The organism is Agrobacterium sp. 22-221-1 (assembly GCF_053522445.1).
Genome location: NZ_JBNWCL010000029.1, coordinates 1 through 20,036, shown reverse-complemented (window position 1 = coordinate 20,036; position 20,036 = coordinate 1). Strand labels below are relative to the sequence as shown.

At 61.2% G+C, this 20,036-nt stretch carries 18 protein-coding genes and 1 pseudogene; 11 read left to right on the top strand and 8 right to left on the bottom strand.

The window, feature by feature from the left end:
* From ACQZ5N_RS25590 to ACQZ5N_RS25570, 5 genes are all read right to left on the bottom strand, one after another.
* On the bottom strand, nucleotides 1-4,128 hold the full coding sequence (locus ACQZ5N_RS25590) for an Eco57I restriction-modification methylase domain-containing protein (RefSeq protein WP_448734478.1): 4,128 nt from the start codon (nucleotides 4,126-4,128) through the stop codon (nucleotides 1-3).
* The gene (gene drmD / locus ACQZ5N_RS25585; RefSeq protein ID WP_448734477.1) at nucleotides 4,125-7,277 is read right to left on the bottom strand and encodes a DISARM system SNF2-like helicase DrmD; all 3,153 of its coding nucleotides are present in this window, start codon (nucleotides 7,275-7,277) and stop codon (nucleotides 4,125-4,127) included. The genes ACQZ5N_RS25590 and drmD overlap by 4 nt, the downstream gene beginning before the upstream one ends.
* Nucleotides 7,278-8,396 carry a DNA cytosine methyltransferase gene (locus tag ACQZ5N_RS25580; RefSeq protein WP_448734476.1) on the bottom strand — a complete coding sequence of 373 codons (1,119 nt, stop codon included), beginning with the start codon at nucleotides 8,394-8,396 and terminating at the stop codon, nucleotides 7,278-7,280. It abuts the gene before it with no gap.
* Complete coding sequence (locus ACQZ5N_RS25575; RefSeq protein WP_448734475.1) at nucleotides 8,393-8,578, bottom strand: type II toxin-antitoxin system Phd/YefM family antitoxin; 186 nt, start codon at nucleotides 8,576-8,578, stop codon at nucleotides 8,393-8,395. Before ACQZ5N_RS25575 ends, ACQZ5N_RS25580 begins: the two co-directional genes overlap by 4 nt.
* A 98-nt stretch (nucleotides 8,579-8,676) precedes the next feature.
* The gene (locus ACQZ5N_RS25570) at nucleotides 8,677-8,898 is read right to left on the bottom strand and encodes a hypothetical protein (RefSeq protein ID WP_448734474.1); all 222 of its coding nucleotides are present in this window, start codon (nucleotides 8,896-8,898) and stop codon (nucleotides 8,677-8,679) included.
* Between the two features lie 130 nt (nucleotides 8,899-9,028).
* On the opposite strand from ACQZ5N_RS25570, the pseudogene ACQZ5N_RS25565 reads away from it, so the two are divergent.
* The 3 genes and pseudogenes from ACQZ5N_RS25565 to ACQZ5N_RS25555 all read left to right on the top strand — a co-directional run.
* A pseudogene (locus tag ACQZ5N_RS25565) lies at nucleotides 9,029-9,567 on the top strand (DUF932 domain-containing protein); the annotation flags it as partial.
* A gap of 245 nt (nucleotides 9,568-9,812) precedes the next feature.
* On the top strand, nucleotides 9,813-10,016 hold the full coding sequence (locus tag ACQZ5N_RS25560) for a transcriptional regulator domain-containing protein (RefSeq protein ID WP_448734473.1): 204 nt from the start codon (nucleotides 9,813-9,815) through the stop codon (nucleotides 10,014-10,016).
* A gap of 70 nt (nucleotides 10,017-10,086) precedes the next feature.
* Nucleotides 10,087-10,596 (top strand): DUF2285 domain-containing protein, encoded by a 510-nt coding sequence (locus ACQZ5N_RS25555; protein WP_448734472.1) that lies wholly within the window; start codon nucleotides 10,087-10,089, stop codon nucleotides 10,594-10,596.
* A 2-nt stretch (nucleotides 10,597-10,598) separates the two neighbouring features.
* Here the strand turns inward: ACQZ5N_RS25555 and ACQZ5N_RS25550 are convergent, their stop codons facing one another.
* On the bottom strand, nucleotides 10,599-10,904 hold the full coding sequence (locus ACQZ5N_RS25550) for a DNA -binding domain-containing protein (protein ID WP_448734492.1): 306 nt from the start codon (nucleotides 10,902-10,904) through the stop codon (nucleotides 10,599-10,601).
* A 134-nt stretch (nucleotides 10,905-11,038) separates the two neighbouring features.
* Between ACQZ5N_RS25550 and ACQZ5N_RS25545 the strand changes: the two genes are divergently transcribed.
* The 8 genes from ACQZ5N_RS25545 (at nucleotide 11,039) to ACQZ5N_RS25510 (ending at nucleotide 17,597) form a co-directional block, all read left to right on the top strand.
* A complete protein-coding gene (locus tag ACQZ5N_RS25545; protein ID WP_092715099.1) occupies nucleotides 11,039-11,260 on the top strand; it encodes a helix-turn-helix domain-containing protein in 222 nt (73 codons plus the stop codon).
* Between the two features lie 202 nt (nucleotides 11,261-11,462).
* Nucleotides 11,463-11,732: a helix-turn-helix transcriptional regulator gene (locus tag ACQZ5N_RS25540; protein ID WP_067182956.1), complete on the top strand. Its 270-nt coding sequence runs from the start codon at nucleotides 11,463-11,465 to the stop codon at nucleotides 11,730-11,732.
* Nucleotides 11,733-12,866, top strand: coding sequence for a replication initiator protein A (locus ACQZ5N_RS25535; protein WP_448734471.1), 1,134 nt, complete (start codon nucleotides 11,733-11,735; stop codon nucleotides 12,864-12,866).
* Nucleotides 12,863-13,381: a DUF2840 domain-containing protein gene (locus ACQZ5N_RS25530; protein ID WP_448734470.1), complete on the top strand. Its 519-nt coding sequence runs from the start codon at nucleotides 12,863-12,865 to the stop codon at nucleotides 13,379-13,381. The genes ACQZ5N_RS25535 and ACQZ5N_RS25530 overlap by 4 nt, the downstream gene beginning before the upstream one ends.
* Nucleotides 13,378-13,923: a S26 family signal peptidase gene (locus ACQZ5N_RS25525; RefSeq protein ID WP_448734491.1), complete on the top strand. Its 546-nt coding sequence runs from the start codon at nucleotides 13,378-13,380 to the stop codon at nucleotides 13,921-13,923. Before ACQZ5N_RS25530 ends, ACQZ5N_RS25525 begins: the two co-directional genes overlap by 4 nt.
* A 36-nt stretch (nucleotides 13,924-13,959) precedes the next feature.
* On the top strand, nucleotides 13,960-14,295 hold the full coding sequence (locus ACQZ5N_RS25520) for a DUF736 domain-containing protein (protein WP_448734469.1): 336 nt from the start codon (nucleotides 13,960-13,962) through the stop codon (nucleotides 14,293-14,295).
* 4 nt (nucleotides 14,296-14,299) lie between these two features.
* Nucleotides 14,300-15,223 carry a lytic transglycosylase domain-containing protein gene (locus ACQZ5N_RS25515; RefSeq protein ID WP_448734468.1) on the top strand — a complete coding sequence of 308 codons (924 nt, stop codon included), beginning with the start codon at nucleotides 14,300-14,302 and terminating at the stop codon, nucleotides 15,221-15,223.
* Nucleotides 15,224-16,091: 868 nt separating this feature from the next.
* Nucleotides 16,092-17,597 (top strand): DUF3363 domain-containing protein, encoded by a 1,506-nt coding sequence (locus ACQZ5N_RS25510; protein WP_448734490.1) that lies wholly within the window; start codon nucleotides 16,092-16,094, stop codon nucleotides 17,595-17,597.
* Nucleotides 17,598-17,664: 67 nt separating this feature from the next.
* On the opposite strand, the gene ACQZ5N_RS25505 is transcribed toward ACQZ5N_RS25510, so the two are convergent.
* Nucleotides 17,665-18,489 carry an energy-coupling factor transporter transmembrane component T family protein gene (locus ACQZ5N_RS25505; protein ID WP_448734467.1) on the bottom strand — a complete coding sequence of 275 codons (825 nt, stop codon included), beginning with the start codon at nucleotides 18,487-18,489 and terminating at the stop codon, nucleotides 17,665-17,667.
* Nucleotides 18,486-20,000, bottom strand: a complete 1,515-nt coding sequence (locus ACQZ5N_RS25500; RefSeq protein WP_448734466.1) for an ABC transporter ATP-binding protein — start codon at nucleotides 19,998-20,000, stop codon at nucleotides 18,486-18,488. Before ACQZ5N_RS25500 ends, ACQZ5N_RS25505 begins: the two co-directional genes overlap by 4 nt.
* Between the last annotated feature and the right edge of the window lie 36 nt (nucleotides 20,001-20,036).

The window sequence follows — 20,036 nt, the reverse complement described above, 5'->3', positions numbered from 1 at the left end:
TTACGATTCCTGCATGCGATTGTTTTGAAGCGAGAAAAGATCGTCCTCGGCGAGCACCTCTATCGAATCTGTCGCCTGGCCGGCAGGCGTGTTCTCGAAGGACTGGCCGGACTCATGCCGCCGCTTGTTGAGGGCGGACAATCGGCGACGGACCTGTAAGGCCATCGCTCCGTCGAGCGTAAAGCGAACGTTGCTTCCACTGGGAAGATAGTCCACCTCGCAGAAGGAGCATTCTGGATTCAAGTCGAACCACTCAAATAGGTCAAAAACACTCTTGTTAAGCTTAGAGTGAATTTCTCTTATTTCTGCCAGTTCGGCCGTCTGCTTCGACGGATCATGAAATTCATTGTAAAATTTTGTGAGTCCCTTACCCCAGCGCTCCATGTAAGCCTGTCGAGCGTCAAAGAACGCCTTGCCGACTTCTTCTAGCGCCTCATTTCCATGTTCCAAAAAGCCGGTAGGGAAAGGAAATGTTTCGAAAATATTGCCGTGTGCGTACACCAAACTGTATAAATCTGCGCCGAGGGAGGTTTTCTGCGCCCATGCCCACAATCCGTGCGCATCTGATGAAAGCATCCCAAACATTTCGTATCGCATATCGGCGAGAACACAGAGTTTGTTCGAATACATCAAATTAGAAGGAAGAAACGTGAAGGCTGGGTACTTCGTCACGCCGGTCGAAATCACTAGGACACGCTCTAAGGCTTGGAGAGAATTTACCCATCCCACCGGATGATTGCTGAATGTGTGACCTCGGCCAATCGCATGGTACAATGCGGGGCGAGCCTTTTCATACTGCCACCACCGTTGGGGCAAGGGATTCCCAAGCACATAAGAACCGTTAGCTTTGCGACGCTGCCTTACTGGCCGAACCTTCTCCTCAACTTGATCGAACGCTTCAGTAAATTCACGCGCGCGTTCCTCAGGCCAATCCCAAAAGCTGATTACGTGAGAGGGCGGACGGTAAAGTGGATCTTTGTTCACCTCGTTTCCGCCGATAAAGGGTAACAATACATCCTTGTAGCGAGGGTTTGACTGAAGCCAAATTCTAGCTACAGATTCATCGACCTTGAAGCCTTCGCCATTTAGGATCGTTCCTTGGAATATACGTCCTAAATTCTCGGTGATCTTCCGCGCTTCCCAAAAGGCATCGGCGCTCAAGTCGGCGTAGATCGCTGACTCGGAACATCCGTTAAGAGTTGTCGTGCCATGCCACGGCGATTTCGACAGGTGAATCTGATGGACGATGACGGAGGCCTTGCCCGGCCAAACTATATTTGTCTCAGCTCGGAATATCGCCCCCCCGGCCGCAAGCAATTGAGACAGACCCGCCTCTCTATTTTTTCCTTCCGATATGGATCGGCGTGCAAGAAGTCCCACATAACCGTTGGCCCTGACCAGCCGGTAAGCATGGAGGAAGAAAAAAACCACGAGATCGACCGAGGCTTTTTCCTGATAAGCTATAAAATTAACGAGATAGTCTTTGTACGCTGCGCCAAAGTTGCCCGACAGCAGCTGCCCGCCAACGAACGGTGGGTTTCCGACCACTGCGTCAAAGCCGCCATTGTTTCGAGCGAACACCTCAGGGAACTCAAGTGGCCAATGGAAAGGGCGGCGCTGTTTACCCCCGGTCGGTAAATCCTTCGCGAGAGCTTTGTCGGCACTTTCTGCCAGGCTGGTGGCATCACCTCCGTCCAAAGCCGCTCCTACAGAGATCGACAGATCGGCTCCGCTTTTTGGTCGCCCACCTGTGGCAAAAACTGCGCCGGTTAATGCGTCAGCCGCGAGCTCCGGCAAAACCAACGCCCTGCGTGCAGCATCATCCAAAAGCGCCATCGCTTCGACGTCACGAATGTCGCGAATGGGCTGACGTCTGAGTTCTGTCCTAAGCTCAAGCGCATTCTCCACTGCCTCGTCGATTTTGGATGCAAAAAGTTTCCTGGTACTCAGTTCGTTCGGACCGAACTCAAGGTACGAAAGCTGCTCCAGCTTCGTGATACCGAGCAAACTATCGCCAGATCGCAAATTGTGATCCAGGAATCCAAACGGTCGTCCTTTTGCCAGGGTAACGAGCCAAATAGATAGCTTGGCAAGCTCGACCGCTAAAGGGTTCATATCTACGCCGTACAAACAACGTTCAGCGATTAGCGTGCGCGCAGTAAAGAGTCTCTCTTCATTGTTGGGACGCAGCGGCTCTTCTGCTCCTAACTCATCAACAACCTCGCCTTCGGCCGTAATTGCTTGCCCGAGGCGTTCTGCATCAGTCCAAGCGTCCGTCAAACGTTCTGAAAGATAGCGGCATACCTGCACGAGGAACGCGCCCGAACCCATTGCTGGATCGCAAACTTTCAAGTCCAATAGCTCGGCAGGCGTTCTGAGTTCCCATTCGTCGCGTGGCTTACCTTCCGAAGGCCCGAAGTATACCAGCGGTTCAAGGGTATTTCTGACAATCGCTTCGGTAAAGGACTTCGGGGTATAGTGTGTACCGCTCTCTCGCCGATCCGAACCGCTCGCCACCATGAATGTGCCCTTCGGGTAAGCAAGCGGATATCCCCAAGGGTCGGTACGCAATAGGTGAAAATAAGGCTTTACCCGATCTCGCAGCGCGCGATCGGCGTGGCAAGCAGTCAGAAGCTTCTCGGCAGCATCATCATCTATCGGCCTGTCGAGGTCGTTTCGAACGCGGCTTGGCGAACTCTCTGTGCGCTCCTTTAACAGCTTTTCGAGAGCGTCACGTCCCAGTGCCGCTGCGTCTTCGATCTCTGGCAGCGTGACCCAAGGATTTTTTGCATCCTTAGTAGCGTCGAGATCAAGAGTAACATCTGTGGCACGAACAACAGTTCTTTCGAGCAAGCCTTCATAAACATAGCCGATCTGCTCGACGTCGAGCGCCATGTACGAAAGGGTTCGCCCCCGAAAAAGCTGAACGGCTTCGAGCAGCAGCAAGACGGTTCGGTTGTCGATCGGCAGCGGCCGCGACATATCGACCTTCCAGCGCGAACCTCGCGGTCGCCCTTCCAGGAACGGAAAACGGTCGGGATCGAAGAGCGACCCGCCCAAGGCTGGAAGCCGCAGTGCTTCGTGATCGATCCCGCCGAAGACGGCGCGAAAAAGCGACAGCAATCGGGACCACGCATCCCAACGCCGTTCCAATATCTCTTCCGACTCCGCGCGAAGCTGCAATCGCAGCGTCGAGACAGCGTAGTTCGCCTCGTACAGCTCGTCGCCCAAGAGCAGAAGACCGCGTTCCTCTGCCGAGAGCAGGAACACGATACGCATCATGACGGTGAGACCGGCTTCGTAAAGTTCGGTCGGCTCTACGCCTTCGAGCAAAGTCCGGTTGCTGTCAACATGAGCGCGATCGAGCGCTTGGATCAGCACTTCCACCGCACGCCTGACCTGCTCACCGAGGGCGTCGGTCACTTCGTCCTGATATTTGAGAGAATTGTCGAACAAAGCCGGCAGTTGCGCGCTGCTCTCGACAAAAAAACGCCTGATTCCCAACAAGCTAACGAAAGCTTGAAGTGTGAGCGGCTCCTGCGACCACAAGCGTCCATACCAACTCGCGAATGTCGTGACCGCTCCTACCGGCGCGTCGACGAGCATCCATTGCTCACCGTTCGTCACGAGACCTAGCCGAACGCCGGTCGCACGGCACAGTTCGACCATCCGCTCCCCGGGACTCGCCGACCAGGTGCCTTGCTTGAACGCGTCACCCAAAGCGACCTGCGGCTCGTAGACGGCTATCAACATCAGGGGCGAGGCACTTTGACCGTCGACGACCGCGAAATCCGGCGTCAAGGTGATGCCATGTTCGGGCAGTTCGCGTCTGATGTCGGGAATGTGGTCGGTGCTCTTCAGGACATCGCCCAGGCCGTCTTCGTCGAGCTCCAGCCCCTGACGCAAAACGAGTTCGATCCAGGCCCGATGGATTTTGAGAGCGTCGGGATCTTCGATATCTATGGCCTCGCGCCACTCGTCGTAGGCCTGGCGTATGAGCTTCTTCTTGCCACCGTCGAGTCCGTCTAGGCCTTGCGGGAACGCGTCTTTGAGAACCGGCTCCGCCAGAAAAGGGCCGGAGACTTCGATCAATGAAAGCCACTCGGCGTGTTGCCCGAAATCACTCATTTCGCAGCCCTCCACGCATGGCCATCGGGAACGAGGAAAATCACGGCCGCGGGGAATGTCTTCACCTGATAACCGGCAAAGCGTCGCTCTATCGCTTCGATCTCCTGTTCCTTTTCCTCGGGAATACGGGCGAGGCGTGATTTTAATGCCTCGATGTCGCGCTTCAACTGAGTCCGATCATCTTCGGACCAGAACGAAAGCTGTTGCGGCTCCCGCTCTTTTTTTAACTCGTCCTTGATCGCGCGTGCGAGCTCGTCCAGCACCGCCGCGATATTGCTCGCTTCGTGCTTCTGCCGGTTTTCCAAGGTGCTTTCGAGATTACGCAAGCGATCGCGCGATCGCGCCTCGACAGCTTGCTGAACCGAGTCTCTGTGCTTCTCGAAGCGCCGCTGCAAGCCTTCGAAGAGCCGGTCGTCCGATCGGATGCCGACCGCCTTTTCGAGCCAGGCATCGACCTGCGTGACGCGGGTCTCGCGCACGAACGATCCGTCTTTCAGAAAACCGCCCGATACGGTGAGTTCCTCATGCAGACGGTGGTGATTTCCGCCGGTGACGACAAGCCGCGAGACGACGACGACGGCGATGTCGTCGAGATCGGACTTCGGCAATCCTCGAATGTCTATTCGGTTCAGTTTCTTGACGTCACTCTGCGCCCACATTTCCGCACGCATGAGCCGAAGACACATCTGCACCAGGCGATGATTGAGGTGGATCAGAACGACGTCGTCACGGCCTTTGGCGACAGCATGGTCGAATGTAATCGGACGCGTTTTTCCTGTGTGGGGGTGGCGCAGTCCTTCGACGCAGCGGGACCACGATCCGGTGAGCGCCGGCATTTCGAACACCGTACCGCTCGGCGCTCCGCTCAACTCGGCGGGGATCAAGGGGGGCTTCTTTTCGAGAGCCAAACCCGTCTTGACGGCGGCGCAGATGCGCTCGGGCGTCAGATGAAAATCGCGGGACGTTTCGAGAAGGCGATCGTGCAACCGTGCGATACGCTCTTTCAATTGACGCTCGGCGCGCACGAAGCGCTTTGCCTTCGCAGAGCGCGCTTCTGCTTCACGAGTATCGAGCTCGCGTCTCGTCCCTTCGATCAACCCGGCCATCTGAGGCGCGATTACCGGGTTTACGCTACCCATGTCCTCGCGCATCGCTTCGAGTTTCGTCAGCGCGCGGATGATATCATCTCGGTGGCCGCCGAGCGTATCGCCGCTCGCCGCGCCACCGTCGACCGGATGCCAAATCAGAACTTCGTCATACTTCTGGCCGTGACGGTCTATCCGGCCGTTGCGCTGTTCCATGACGTTGGGATTGTAGGGAATCTCGATGTGAATGAGGCAATTGCAATAGTTCTGAAGGTCGATGCCTTCGGACGCGGCGTCGGTAGCGAGCAAGATCCGCACCGCCGCGTCTTTCGGATTGGTCTGGAACGCCGCTTTGACCCTTTCGCGCTCGTCTTGAACCATTCCGCCATGAATGATCGAGAGGCGGTCGCCGCCGTACCCGCTCGTAGCGAGTATCTGGTGCAGCCACTGATGCGTGGTCCGATATTCGGTGAAGAGGATGACGCGCCGGTCGTTCCACTCTCCATTCGACTTCAAGTTGGATTCGATCCAATCGACGATCGCTCTGGCCTTCGTGTCCGTTCGATTGGCCGCTTTCTGCGCCCAATCCCTCATACGCGAGACCAGGCGCTTTTCTTCTTCGGTGAGCGGCGCGCTGCGCTTGCTCGCTTCTTCGACCGCCTCGGTTTGTGCCGCCTCGACCTGTCCGTCGTCGGCGTAATCTTCCTCTGCCTTGAGGATAGCTTTTCGCAATATGCGATCGCTCATCCCATCGTCGACGGTTTTACTTTTGCCGGCAGTCAACGTTGCATAATGTCTTTCGAGCGTGGATGCGAATGCGGCCGGCGACGAAAACAGCCGCTTTTTCAGTAGGGTGTTGACGAATTTGGTGCCTGTGGCACCTGTCTCGCGCGACGTCTTCTCACGACTGGTACAGTAAGCATCAAGCGTCTTGTGAATCTCGCGCTCGTCAGCGGTGAACGGGATCGACAATGCCTGGAGGGTTCTTTTGGGATAGAGCGGCTTGCCGTCTTTGTCGACGAGATCGGTCTTCAAACGGCGGATCATCACCTGGGAGAGCTGCTTGTCGTCCGGCAATATGTTTCGCGAAAAGCGCTGATCGTCGAGAAGCTCCAGAAGCGAGGTGAAGGATTCCGTATACCCGTTGTGCGGCGTCGCCGTAAGAAACAACCGGTGCTGAAAGTGAGGCGCAATCTGGCGCACGAATCTCGTGCGCTGGCTTTCGAGCATGTAGTGTGCCGAGCCTGCCGGCGCGACGTTGTGAGCTTCGTCGATGACGAGAATATCGAATTTGCGCGGATAACCCGCACGCACCGGGAGGATGTCTCTCAGCATCCTCATCGGTTCACCGGCCTTTACCCAATCGACCGAAACGATCAGGCGTGGAAACGACGTCCAGGGATTGGCGTGGATGCCCCGCGCACGTCGCAACTCTTTGACGTATTCCGTGTCGACGATCTTGAATTCGAGCCCGAACTTTTCGAGCATCTCGACGCGCCATTTTTCCTGAAGCGATGCGGGGCAAACGACGAGCGCCGTACGCGCGCGGTGCCGCAGAAGTAATTCTTGAATGACCAGTCCGGCTTCGATGGTCTTGCCGAGGCCGACGTCGTCGGCGATCAGTAGGTTGGCGCGGGCCATATCGATAGCGCGCACCAACGGGTCGAGCTGAAAATCTTCGATGCTCACGCCGCTGCGGAACGGAGCCTGCAGGAAGCTCCTGTCGGCATTGGTCGCGGCGCCCCATCGCACGGCATCGAGAAACGCTTCGAGCCTCTCGGTGTCGTCCCGTCCGGTTATCTCGGGAAGGCCCGCTCTTTCGACGATGTGGGCACCCGGTTCGATCTCCCAGATAACGTCTATTTCTTCGGCGAGGTTGTCTTCGTTCACCGAGGACAAAGTGACGCGATGTTGAGGCGGGGTGCCGTCACCACGCGTATCCGCCGCTTGCGCGTCGGCTACCATCCAATGGCGCCGCCGCACCTCGACGAGTTGGCCGGGTTCGGGAACGGCGCGTATCATCGTCGACCCTCCGGAGGGCCGCGCCTCCACTGTGGCGCTCATTCAGGCTGCCCTCTTTTGTGGTCCGGAGTGTGACTCGACGTGGGCCACGATCGATTTCCCGATAGCTTCGGCGAGCTTCACGGGCACCGCGTTTCCGATCAGGCGGCCGATCGTTTTGCAGTAGATCGGCTCGCCGCTGCGTACGAATTTATAACTCTTGGGAAAGCTCTGTAATATCGCACCCTCGCGTAGAGAGATTGCGCGATCCTGTTCGGGGTGACCGAACCGGCCGTTGCCGAACCCGAAGTACTGTGTCGTCATCGTCGGCGCGGGCTCGTCCCACTTCATCCGCCCATAAACGCTCGGGTACGTTTTGCCCGTTTCTCGTTTATGGCAGTCGGCGACGAGCTCTTTTTTCCAATCGCGCCAAGTTCCGCCCGGAACGGAAGCGCGGATACGACGCATATTGAGCTCGGAGAGTTCGCTCGCTTGATGGAGCGGATCGGAATCGTAGGCCTCACCGGCATCTATGGGCGGCAGGTCGCCAATCGCTTGCCGCACGGTTTTGGGTTTCGCCTTAGTACGGAGCAACGCAATCGGCCCCAGCTTCGAGGCGAGCAAAACCAGCCGTTGCCGCTGCTGCGGCACACCGAACTCGGCGCAGTTCACCACTTCGTAGGTGACGTGAAAATCCAGCGCTTCGAGTTGAGCTACGAATTTCTTGAAGACGGATTGCCGCGCCAAGTTGGGCACATTCTCCATCGTGATGAAGTCGGGATCGAGCTCTTTGGCCAGACGCCCGAAATGCCCCAACAAGTGCCAACGCTCGTCCGAGGGGCCAAGCTTTTGCTGATATGACGAAAACGGCTGGCAAGGAGCGCAGCCCGCCAGAAGCGTATATCCGGCGCCCTTGACGTTGGAAACGAGATCGTCGGCGTCCAAATCGGCGACAGATTTCAAAAGGAACGCCGCACCATTGTTTGCCTCGTATGGGTATTCGCACGCTGGATCGATATCGACACCGAGCTTGACGTCGATCCCCGACTTCTCCAAGCCTTTCGTCAGACCGCCCACGCCGCAGAACAAATCGATCGCAGCGATTTGCCGATTGCGCGCATTACCCTTGGTTCTCTTTCCGGCTCCGTTCGTTGTACGCCCCATCTCCCCCTCGGCTTTCAAGTCGTTTTCTTCGCGCCGTTCTTTTGCGAGAGTTCCACGGCCAAGAGCCGGGCGTACTCCTCGACGCTGATGACCACGACCACCGGACGGCCGTGTTTTTCCACGGTGACCGGCTCCGCGCGGGCGGTATCGATCAACATCCCGAAGCCGTATTTGGCGTCTTTAGCCGAAATGGTCTTCAAAGAATCATCTGCCCGAAATGGCCATTTTGGCCATATTCCTCAATTGCCTGCCGAAGGGCAAGTCTTGTTTGAAGGGCCTGCGTTTCAGTCCCTGGATTTCATAGAAATATTATGAAATCAGCGACGTTCCTGCTTCGTCTGGAGCCGTCCGTCACCCTCGCTCCGGGAAGCTGCGCCCGCAGCGCCGCGGCCTCCGCGAGGAGCCGCGCGAGGTCCTGCGTGGCGACGGAAGGACGGCGGGACTGCCGTGGCGGCGGGCTGGCGAAGACGGCTTGCGTGATGAAGGCATTGACGGAGAGACCCGACTTTTCGACGCGCACCCGGAACTCCTCTCGGAGGGTCTCCGGCGGGCGATACGAAATCGGGGCTTCTCTATTCTTCTCCGTCATGCCTCATCAGGTAACGCCATCCGCCGTCCGCAATCCGCGCGCTTTCCACGCGCGCGAGAAGGATTGCGTCATCGTCAATTCGCATGACGGAACGAGCGCGTATCAGATGTTTGCGGGCGTGCTCCGCTTCGTTTGCACCAACAGCATGATCGCGGGCGAGCGGTTCGAGGAAGTCCGCGTTCCCCATAAGGGCGGAATACAGGATCAGATCATCGACGGCGTATACACCGTGGCGGAGGATTTCCCGCGCCTGATTGACGCCACGGAAGGCATGAAAGACACGCGGCTATCGTCCGACGAGCAGCGCGTGTTGGCCGAGGCGAGCCTTGTCGCCCGCTATGGCGAGGACGAAAGCCCGGTTCGCCCGGACCAGATCATTGCCCCGCGCCGCCGCGAAGATGTTGGGCAAACCCTGTGGCATACCTTCAACGTCATTCAGGAAAACCTCATCCGGGGCGGGATCAGCGGACGCCGCCAGACCGCGATGGTCGCATCCGCCGCAGCCAGACACGCGCCATCAATGGCATCGACCAGAATGTCGGATTGAACCGCGCGCTCTGGACGCTTGCCGAGGGAATGCAGCGCTTGAAGGGGCTTTGACCTCGAACGCGACAGGGGCGCCGCGCAGGCGGCCCTGCCTCTCCCGGCGATCACAGGGGCGGAAAAAATCGCGCCGCCCGGCTCGCAGGAACACGTAAGCACTGTTAAGAAGAAAATAACCAAGAGATTGATCTCGTTAGCCGATCTAGTTATCTCGATAGCACAGCTACAGTTATTTCAATCGATGCTTGAAATTCTCAGTCTGGGCGTTGCTTTACGCGTGTCCGGTGTAGAGAGGTAGCGCCATGCTAAGCATCGACTGGCGTTCTCCGGCGGCATACAGATTTGCCAAGAGCATCCCCGCCGCCGGTTTCGCCTGGGAATATCTTCGCCGCGATGACGAGTATCGTCGCGAGTTTCAGACCATAACCGCGTCGCACGAGCCAGAGCCGGAGCGGTTGGAAGCCTTCGTGCAACGCTGGGGGCTGCGATTTTCCGACGGATCCTGAAACCCCATCGGATCGGCAATCCCTGTTCTGGAGCCCAAGCCTTCAGCCGCAAGCCATATGGCTCTCTCCCGTGCAGCATCACGACAGCGAAACGGAGCCGATCATAACGCTGGCGCATCTCGACAGCCTCGATCTGCGCCAGGCCGCAGATGGCTGGCATGGCATCTGGCTGGTCGAGGGCGTAGCACATCAATTCTGGTTGCCCCACGCCGTTCCTGACGCCGCGACTTTCTATGGAACAGTCCTGCCGATGGACGACCTCTACGATCTGCGCGCTCACGCCGCCCGGAGGCTTTGGCGCTCCCTCAAAGGCCGACCGCCCGGTCCTGATTTTCGCGCGCTGCCGGAGCAGCTTCGGCAATGGCACATTCTGTCCCTGCGTGCGCTCGACGCGCGCTTGCGCGACGAAAGCTACCGCACCGTCGCCGAGGTTTTGCTTGGGTTCAGCGGCACCAAAGAGGATTTCGAGGGCGATCCGCGCAAGAACAAGGCCCGTCGACTCGTCGCTCACGGGATCAAGATGATGCGCGGCGGCTATCGGCTGCTCCTGCATTATCCCATCAAGGCTGTGAGCAAATAAGCCTACACCTGCCCGCCACCGCGCGCAGCCAGTGCGACCGCCTGTTCCAGAATGCGCCGATAGCCTGAGCCTGAGAGCCACTGCGCGCGGGCAAGATGGCTTTCCCAGCAACGGCGACTGCGCGCTTCCTCAGCTATGGGGTCGCGGTGCAGGACGATGCGAGCGACCTCTTGCCAGTCGGCGCCGTCCCGGCTGGCGTCTAGCAGGCGTAGGTAAGTGACGAAGTGCCGTTCGTCATAGGGCGTGATGTCTAACCCGCCGGGAGCCTCATCTTCAACATCGGGATCAAGCTGAGGCCGTTCACGCATGAATTCCGCCTTTTGCATCGAGAACGCGGACATAATGAAGCAAGTTCAGGACAACCTGATGAATAGCATGGTCTGATACGAATAGGAACGATCATTCCTAGAATGATCGTTCCTATGCTGGTTCCCCTCTGGTCATGGATCTCAAGGAGGTCATGGCGAGGAATCTGCGTCGGGCACGTCATGATAAAAAGCTGACGCAAGAAGAACTCGCCGATCGGGCGGGCCTGAGTATGCGCTATGTCGGTGCGATCGAGCGTGGCGACGTATCTGCTAGCGTCACCGTCCTTGGCCAGATTGCCGATGCCCTTGAGATCGAACCCGGCGAATTACTGAAGAAGGTCGGCGCGCCAAAATAGCAGGCCGATCACAGGGCCGAACGTCGCTGGCTAGGTCCGCCGAGTGAGCGTACGACAATCCCAGCCACAACAGCCGGAGGGGTGCCGCCAGCGCGTGAGCGCAAATGCGGCACGCTACCCGCCGCCGATCCCTCGCCATGGTTCGCCGTAGCCCGCCGCTTTGTCTGCGGCGCGCATTAACGACGAACTCCAGAGGTGATCCATGGCCAACCCCTTGGCGGGCCTGCCGCCACGACTTTTGCGCACGCAGGAAGCTGCCCGCTTCCTCGGCATTTCCATCCGCACCCTCGAGAAGCACCGGACCTATGGGACCGGCCCGACCTACCGCAAGATCGGCGGCCGCGTCCTCTACACGGTCCACGACCTCGAAAGCTGGTCGGAGATCGGCACCCGCAAATCCACCCGCGAGACGACGGCCGGCACGGTTTTCCCTGCGCGTCCGCTGACGCCCGAAGAGCGGGGTAAGTGCTGAATGCTGCGCGACGACGATCATAGACCCGCGCAGCCGACCGATGCGAGTGAGCGCAGCCACCTCAACCCCTTCGTGGTCGCGACCGGCGATGCCGCCCCGCGCGACCAGCGCGACTTGATGGAGCGGCCCTTCTTCTCGCTTGCGAAGACGCCGCGCACCAAGCCGATTCTCTATAAGGCCGCCGATGTCGAGGTGCAGGTGCTCGCCATGCCCGAACACGGCATGGCAACCATCTGGGATGCCGACGTGCTGATATGGGCCGCCTCGCAGATCGTCGCGGCCGAGAATGACGGCCTGCGCACCTCGCGCTTCTTCCGCTTCACGCCCTATCATCTGCTGCGCGCCATCGGACGGCCGACCGGCAACCGCCAATATGTGCTGCTGAAGGCCGCGCTCGCGCGCCTGCAATCCACCGTCATCGCCACCACGATCCGCAACGGCCCGCATTGGCGGCGCCGGCAATTCTCGTGGATCAACGAATGGGAGGAGATGACGACGCGCACCGGCCGCGTCGAGGGCATGGAATTTGTCCTGCCCGAATGGTTCTACAACAGCGTCGTCGACCGCTCGCTCGTCCTTACCATCGACCCGGGCTATTTCCGGCTGACCGGCGGCATCGAGCGCTGGCTCTATCGCGTCGCCCGCAAGCACGCCGGCCACCAGAGCCATGGCTGGCTGTTCGAGGTCGCGCACCTCCATGTGAAGTCCGGCAGTCTTGCCCGCGTCTCCGACTTCGCGCTCGATCTGCGCCGCATCGCCGCCCGCCAGCCGCTCCCCGGCTATCGCCTTGAGATCGAGCGGGAGCACGGCCGCGAACTGCTGCGCATCCGCCCCGAAAACCTGTCCACAGTGCCTGTGGAAACGCCTGTGAATACCATCGGCACATCAGGCGCACGCGGTATCGGCACATCGGGCGCAGCCCTATCGGCACATCAGGCGCAAGGACCGCAGCTAAGCCTATGGCCTGAAACGCGGAATCTGGCTGCTAACTTAGAGTCTAACAGAAGATCTAACTCTTCTTCTTTGACGCACGCACACGCGAGGCGTGGTGCCGGTGCCGGTGCCGCCCGCTCCATCGCCGACGTGCTACGCGACATGCTTGCCGCCGATGACCGCCATGGAGGCCGGTCATGAGCGACAGAGCCTCCCACCGAGCGCATGGCCGTCCGCTGCCGGACGGGCCAGCACCGTTCACCACCCTGGTCGAGCTGACCTTCGAGAAACGCAAGGTCGAGCACTGGATCAGGTTTGGGCGCAAGAGCTACGAACAGATCCTCGACCGTCGCCGCAGCGTCGTCGGCTTCGCGCCCGACGGCATCTTCGCCTTCGTCCGCTGGGCGGCAGGCGAGCATGGCACGATCATCTCGCGCATCGACATCGTGCGCGCCATCCGCCGCGGCGAGCCGTTCCAGACGCTGCCCTTCGTCCGGCCTGGCGGCGACATCCTACTCCGGCTCGACGGCTGGCCGAAGGTTCAGCGGGCGCTCGCCACCATCGACGCGGTGGAAGCGCTCGGCCTCGATCCGGCCGACGCTTCGCCCGATCACTGGCGGCACGTCCATAACCGGCTTTCCGCCGGTCTGGAACCGGGCGCCTACACGCCCGAGCGCCATGCGGCGTGGATCGGTCGCCGGAGGATCGACCCATGAGCCGCCGCCGCATCCTTGGCGTTACGCTGCTCGCCGTGGCCGGCATCGTCGCCACCAGCGCCGTCGAGACGCCGACGAAACTCATCTGGAACGTCACGCCGAGCGCACCCATCGGCTTCTACACCATTGAGCAAGCCGACCGGATCGAGGCGCCCGAGCTGGTCGCTGTCAGGCCGCCTGAACCGCTCGCCGGATTCATGGTCGGTCGCGGCTATGTCGGGCGCGGCGTGCCGCTGTTGAAGTGGGTCGTCGGACTTCCCGGCCAGCGGGTTTGCCGCATCGGCCGCGCCATCAAGGTCGATGGCGTGGAGATGGGCGATGCGCTCGACCACGACCGGATCGGCCGCGCTCTGCCCGTCTGGCAGGGGTGCCGCGTCATCGCTGACGGTCAGCTCTTCCTCATGAACTGGGACGTCCCTGACAGCCTCGACGGCCGCTACTTCGGCCCCATCCCCGCAAGCTCCGTCATCGGCCGCGCGCTGCCGCTCTGGACCGATGAGGAAGGCGACGGCTGCTTCGTCTGGCGCAAGCCGACGCGCTGATTTTCCAACCACAACCACCAGCAAAGGAGACTACCCATGCCGCAGATCGGTCAATTCACGCGCGAGGAATCCGGCTTCACTGGGCGCGTTCACACGCTCACGCTCTACCGCGAGATCACCATCGTCCCCGCCGAACATTCGGACGCGGAGAATGCGCCGGACTACCGCGTCCATCACGGAGCCGATGATGGCCCGGAGATCGGCGCGGCATGGAGGCGCAACGGCGAGAAGGCCGGCGAATATCTCTCCGTCCTGCTCGACGATCCGGCCTTGCCGCAGCCGATCCGCGCCAACTTGTTCCGCGACGACGATGCCGGATCGTCATGGTCGCTGCACTGGACGCGCCCGAAACCTCGCGAAGAGCGGGACTAAGGCTATGCGGTCCCGTGCCATCATCGCGTTCAAAGCCCTCATTCCTTTGTTCGCGGGGAAGCCATCTCATTCCTTCGTCCCGTTCGACCACAAGTCGGCCGGCGCGCACAGCGGAGGTCAAGGGCGGCCACCGGCCGGCGCTTTGCGCGCACTCTTGACCGTAGCGAGCACGCTGGCAGGCTGGTGGTGCGGCGGAGAAAGGCGGACACGGCGTTATGCCGCTATCCTGCTCGCTGGCGCACTTGCGCTCGGCACGGGAGCGGCGACGACAGTCGCGCAATCCGCGCCGGTTGCGCGCGCGGTCGCCGCCGATCCGCACGGCGGCTACATTGCCGAGGCGTCACAGCGCTTCGGCATTCCCGAGCATTGGATTCGCGCCGTGCTGCGCGCCGAAAGCGCGGGCGACGTGCGCGCGATCTCGTCAGCGGGCGCGATCGGGCTCATGCAGGTCATGACCGATACCTGGGCGGGCCTGCGTGTCCGCTACCGGCTTGGCCACGATCCCTACGATCCCCGCGACAACATCTTCGCAGGCACCGCCTATCTGCGCGAGATGTGGGACCGCTACGGCAATGTCGCGGCAATGCTCACCGCCTACAATGCTGGTCCCGGCCGCTATGATGAGCACCGCGCGACGGGCCGTCCGCTGCCGGCAGAGACCCGCGCCTATGTCGCCACGCTCGCACCAGCGCTCGGCGGCGCGAGCGCGGCCGGAACGCCGGAGAAGCAATCCGCACCGCCGCCCGATTGGCGCGATGCACCGCTCTTCGTAATGCGGGCGAGCGACAGGTGGAGCGCCGATCCGGTGCAGACTATCGGCACATCAGGCGACGCTCGCCCGACCGTTCCGGTGCGCGAGCGCCGCGATACGGAGCCGCGTGACGGCAACATGTTCGTGGCGCGCGCCGACGATGGGAGAACTCCATGAGGATGGCGTTCCCGCGTCCGCTTGCGGTTGTTCCGGTGTGCAGTCAGGCAGGGTCGCGCTTGGCTGCATTCCCCGTTCTCAGGGCAGGAAGGGAAGAAAGGGTGGAGGGCAAGATAAAGGAAACCGGCACCATGGGGCGGCGGTTTCTGGGCAAGCCCTTGTCTGCACACTGTTTTGGGGCGGCGCTGGCAGCACCTTCGTTTTGGACCTCGCGTGCCGCGTGCCGGCGCAAAGCCTTGGCTTTGCAGGGTTTCGACCGGCACCATAGCCCGAAATCGGACAGTTTTCCGCGTTCCGGGCCGGAGGCGCATCCTTGAGCACCGACGACGAATTCCGCTTCCGGCCCAAGCCCGGCCGCATCCGCGCAGACACGCCGAAGCTCGGCAAGGCCAAGAGTTTTCTCACGCAGGCGAAGAAGATCGCGCGCCAGCAGAGCAACAGCCCGTCGCGGTCATCGGCGTCATCGCCATCGCGCTCCCGATCGTCGTCGCCGGCCAAGGGCGGCAAGGCATCGCGGACGAGCGCGCCGGGTCTCAAGCGCGGACGAGGCGCAGCCTTCGTGCGCGCCCGCACCTTGTCGGGCGGCTGGAAGCACAGCACGCCCGGCCAGCGCCGCGTCGTCGTCAAGACCCGCTATGTCCTGGGCGCGGGCAGGAACGGGAAATCCGCTGCCCATTTGCGCTATATCCAGCGCGACGGCACCTCGCGCGATGGCGAGCGCGGACAGCTCTATTCCGCGACCGAGGACCGCGCCGACGGCCTGGCCTTCGTCGAGCGCGGCGCGGACGATCGCCACCAGTTCCGCTTCATCGTCTCGCCCGAGGACGGCGCGGACCTGTCCGACCTCACGGCCTATACGCGCGACCTGATGAGCCAGGTCGAAACCGATCTCGGCACGAAGCTCGATTGGGTCGCAGTCAATCACCACAACACCGGCCATCCCCATGTCCATGTCATCGTGCGCGGCAAGGACGAGCTGGGCGAAAACCTCGTCATCAATGGCGACTATCTCGCCAACGGCATCCGAGAGCGGGCGAGCGAGCTGACAACGCTGGAGCTTGGCCTCGTTACCGAGATCGAGCAGACCCGCAAGCTCTCGGCCGAAATCGACCAAGATCGTTTCACCCGCATCGACCGCGCCATGACCGAGGAGGCTGATGAACGGTTCCTCGACCTGCGCCATGAGCCCGCCGACGCGAAGCGCCAGTTCAACCGGACGCTGCGCCTTCGCCGTCTCGCCAAGCTGGAGAAGATGGGCCTCGCCACCGAGCACGCGCCGGGCGTCTGGGAACTAGGCGAGAAGATGGAACCGGCGCTGCGCGAGCTGGGCGAGCGCGGCGACATCATCCGCAACATGCACAAAGCGTTGAAGGCCGACGGCATGGAGCGCGACCCGATGACCTTCCAGATTCACGACGCCGCGCCGGAAGTCCCGATCACCGGCCGCGTCGTCGACAAATATCTGATCGACGAGCTGGGCGAGAACCTGACCGTCGTGGTCGACGGGATCGACGGCCGCACGCATCATGTCGCCGGCATCGACCCGGCCCGTGTCGCCGACGCCCGGATCGGCAGCGTCGTCGAGATCGGCCCGGCTGATACCGCGAGCCGCCCGTCCGACCGCACCATCGCGACGATCGCCGAAGGCGGCATCTATCGGCCGAGCCGGCATCTCGAACAGGCGATGTTCGAGGGCCGCGTGCCGGGCGGCGACTATGAGGGCTATGTCGATGCGCATGTGCGCCGGCTGGAGGCGTTGCGCCGCGCCGGAATCGTCGAGCGCATCGACGCCGACCAATGGCGTATCCCCGAGGGCTTCGAGAGCCGCACCGCCGCCCATGATGCTGGCAGAAACCGGCAGGCCAGCATCCGCGTCCTCTCAGCCGCCCAGCTCGAACAGCAGATCGGCGCGGACGGCGCGACCTGGCTCGACCGGCGGCTCATGACGGCGGAAATATCCGACCTCGCGCCGACCGGCTTCGGCCTTGAGGTGCGTCAGGCGATCGACCGCCGCCGCGAGCATCATATCGACCGTGGCGATGCGACGCTCGGCCTGAACGGCGGCACGCTCTATCGGCGCAATCTCCTCGCCACGCTGCGCGCGCGTGAGATCGGACGCATCGGCGGCGAGATGGCTGCGACGAAGAACCTGCCGTTCCGCGCCGCCAGCGACGGCGAGACCGTCAGCGGCAAATTCACCGGGACCGTCCAGCTATCGAGCGGCAAGTTCGCGCTCGTCGAGAAGAGCCACGAGTTCACCCTTGTCCCGTGGCGGCCGGTCATCGACCGCCAACTCGGCCGTGAGGTGAGCGGTATTGTGCAGGGCGGATCGGTGTCGTGGCAGATTGGGCGACAACGGGGCCTGGCTCTATAGCGATGTTTCGGTTGCCGGATGAAGGCGCCGAGGGCCGCTCTTGGGATCAGGCAAACTCGACCGTACGTTAGCTTGGATCGCGCAAATCTCCGCTTATGGATAGGATTCCGAGCATCCCAGTTGTGACAAAGACCGCCGCGAAGCCAGCCCAGACCGTCATGACGAATATCACGTCGCGAGCACGGACCACCGACGGCTGACGATCGCGACGAGAGCTGAAGGCACCGAACCCGCGTGCATCCATGGCAAGGGAGAGACGTGTCGCGTAGCGGGCACCGGCCGCGAGCAGCGGAATGATCGATCGACCTGTGCGAAGAAAATAGCCGACCGGACAAGCAGAATCGATGATGCCGCGCGCCCGCTGAGCCGCGCGCAATGTGAGGAGGTCCTGACGGTAACGGGGTGCGAATCGCATTGCGGCGATCGAACCGTATGCAAAGCGATAGGGAATGCGGCATTGGTGGACCAGTGCGCTTGCGAGCTGGTCGGTCGTGGTGCCGAAGGAGCCAAGCAGCGCTAACATCATCATCGCCGCCAAGCGCACGGCGGTTGATGCGCCAGAATGCATGGCGGCCGCGCGCAAAGTAATCCACCCGTCGATGATAATAGGCGAGTCCTTGACGAGATCGGATCGGGTGAGCAGAGCGAAGACAAGGGTCGTCCAGGCGCCGACCAGCAGTATCGCTGCGGCTCCGGCGAGCAACGTACGAAGCCGCAGCGGGACACCAGAGACAATAGCGACAAGCACGAACCCTGCGACGACGGCAGGTGTGGCGATGTCGCGGGTGAACAAGAGTAGAGCGAGCGGCGGGAGCGCTGCGACGAGTTTGGCGACTGGGTTGATCGTCGCCAGCCAGCCCCGATGGGTTGCGGTATTGTGCCCGTCGCTCATGGCACGATTTCCCGGATCTGCCCGGTGCGATAGACCGTCCGCCATTCAGGTTTTTCTCGCGCGAGTGCGAGCGCGATGCGGCGCACCGGTGGCGGACGGAGGCCTGCGCGCTCAATCAGCCTGGTGTCGCAAAGGATTTCTCCTGTCGCGCCCACGTCGAGGAGACGCCCCTGTGAAAGCAGCGCCACACGATCCGCATAATCCGCGATGAGCTGCAGATCGTGTGTGATCATTATGATGGTGATGCCCGTAGCGTTGAGTTCGCAGATCATGTTTACGATTTCACGCGCGCGGACTTGATCCTGCCCGAAGGTCGGTTCGTCCAGGATGAGAATTTTCGGCTCCGTAATCAGAGCAGTTGCGACGGAAAGGCGTCGCTTCTCTCCATGGGAGAGGAGAAACGGATTCACATCGGCATAGCGGGCCAGATCAAAACGCCCGAGCATGCGATCGACACGATCGTCGATTTCGTGTTTGCAACGGCGCCGGACGCGCAGGCCGTAAGCGAGTTCATCGCGGACGGTGCGTGCGAGGAACTGATGCTCGGGATTCTGGAACACATAGCCGATCCGATCACCTACCTGGCGGACGTCCAGGGCGGTCAGCGGGGTGCCGGCAAGCGTGATCGAACCAGACGAGAGCGGAACCAGACCTGCGATCGCGCGCGTGAGCGTGCTCTTTCCAGCCCCGTTGACACCGGCAATGGCAAGAAACTCTCCGGACATTATCCGAAGATCAACGCCGTGGAGCACAGTCACGCCCCCAAGCCTCACACTGGCGGCGTGAACGTCGATGGCGACATCTTGCTGGGCAAGCACCTGATCGCGCGATCTGCCCGTATCGGTAGTCGATACGATCGTGCCCTCAGGCGCTTCGACCGCATCGAGAGCCGGAGCAAGCTCGCTGACTGTCAGCGGCAACTCCTGTTTGGGATCGGCGTCAAGACCCAGACGGAGAGCGACGCCGGTTGCGGTTGGAAGCCAAATTCCGCGCTCAGAAAGATCGCGGGCATGCCCGCCGAGCACTTCGGCAGGAGCGCCATCGTGCATTATGGTCCCGTTGCCGTCGAGCACGACGACACGATCGGCCAGTTGGAGAGCGTCATCGAGTTCGTGTTCGACCAGGACAATCGCACGCGAGGCGTCCTTGAGGGTTGTGAGAGCAGCGTAAAACTCGGCCGAAGCGACTGGATCAAGGTTCGCGGTCGGTTCGTCGAGCACCAGCACCGGCGGGTCAAGAGCAAGCGCACAGGCAATAGCAAGACGTTGCCGGCCACCGCCGGACAACTCGGTCGGAGTGCGGAGCGCTTCCTCGCGGCTATCGGCCAAACCCATTCTGCGAAGAGCGGCGAGCGCACGGGTCTCGATCTCGTCCACCGGCACGAGAAGATTTTCCAGCCCGAAGCACACTTCATCCAGCAAGCTTCCGGTTACGACCTGAGCATCAGGGTGTTGGTTTCCACGCGGAACTGAGCCGGTTAGGCGCATAATTTCCATTGAGAATTGAGCCATGTGAACCTTCCCCCAACGCGGTGAGCGACGGGGGCA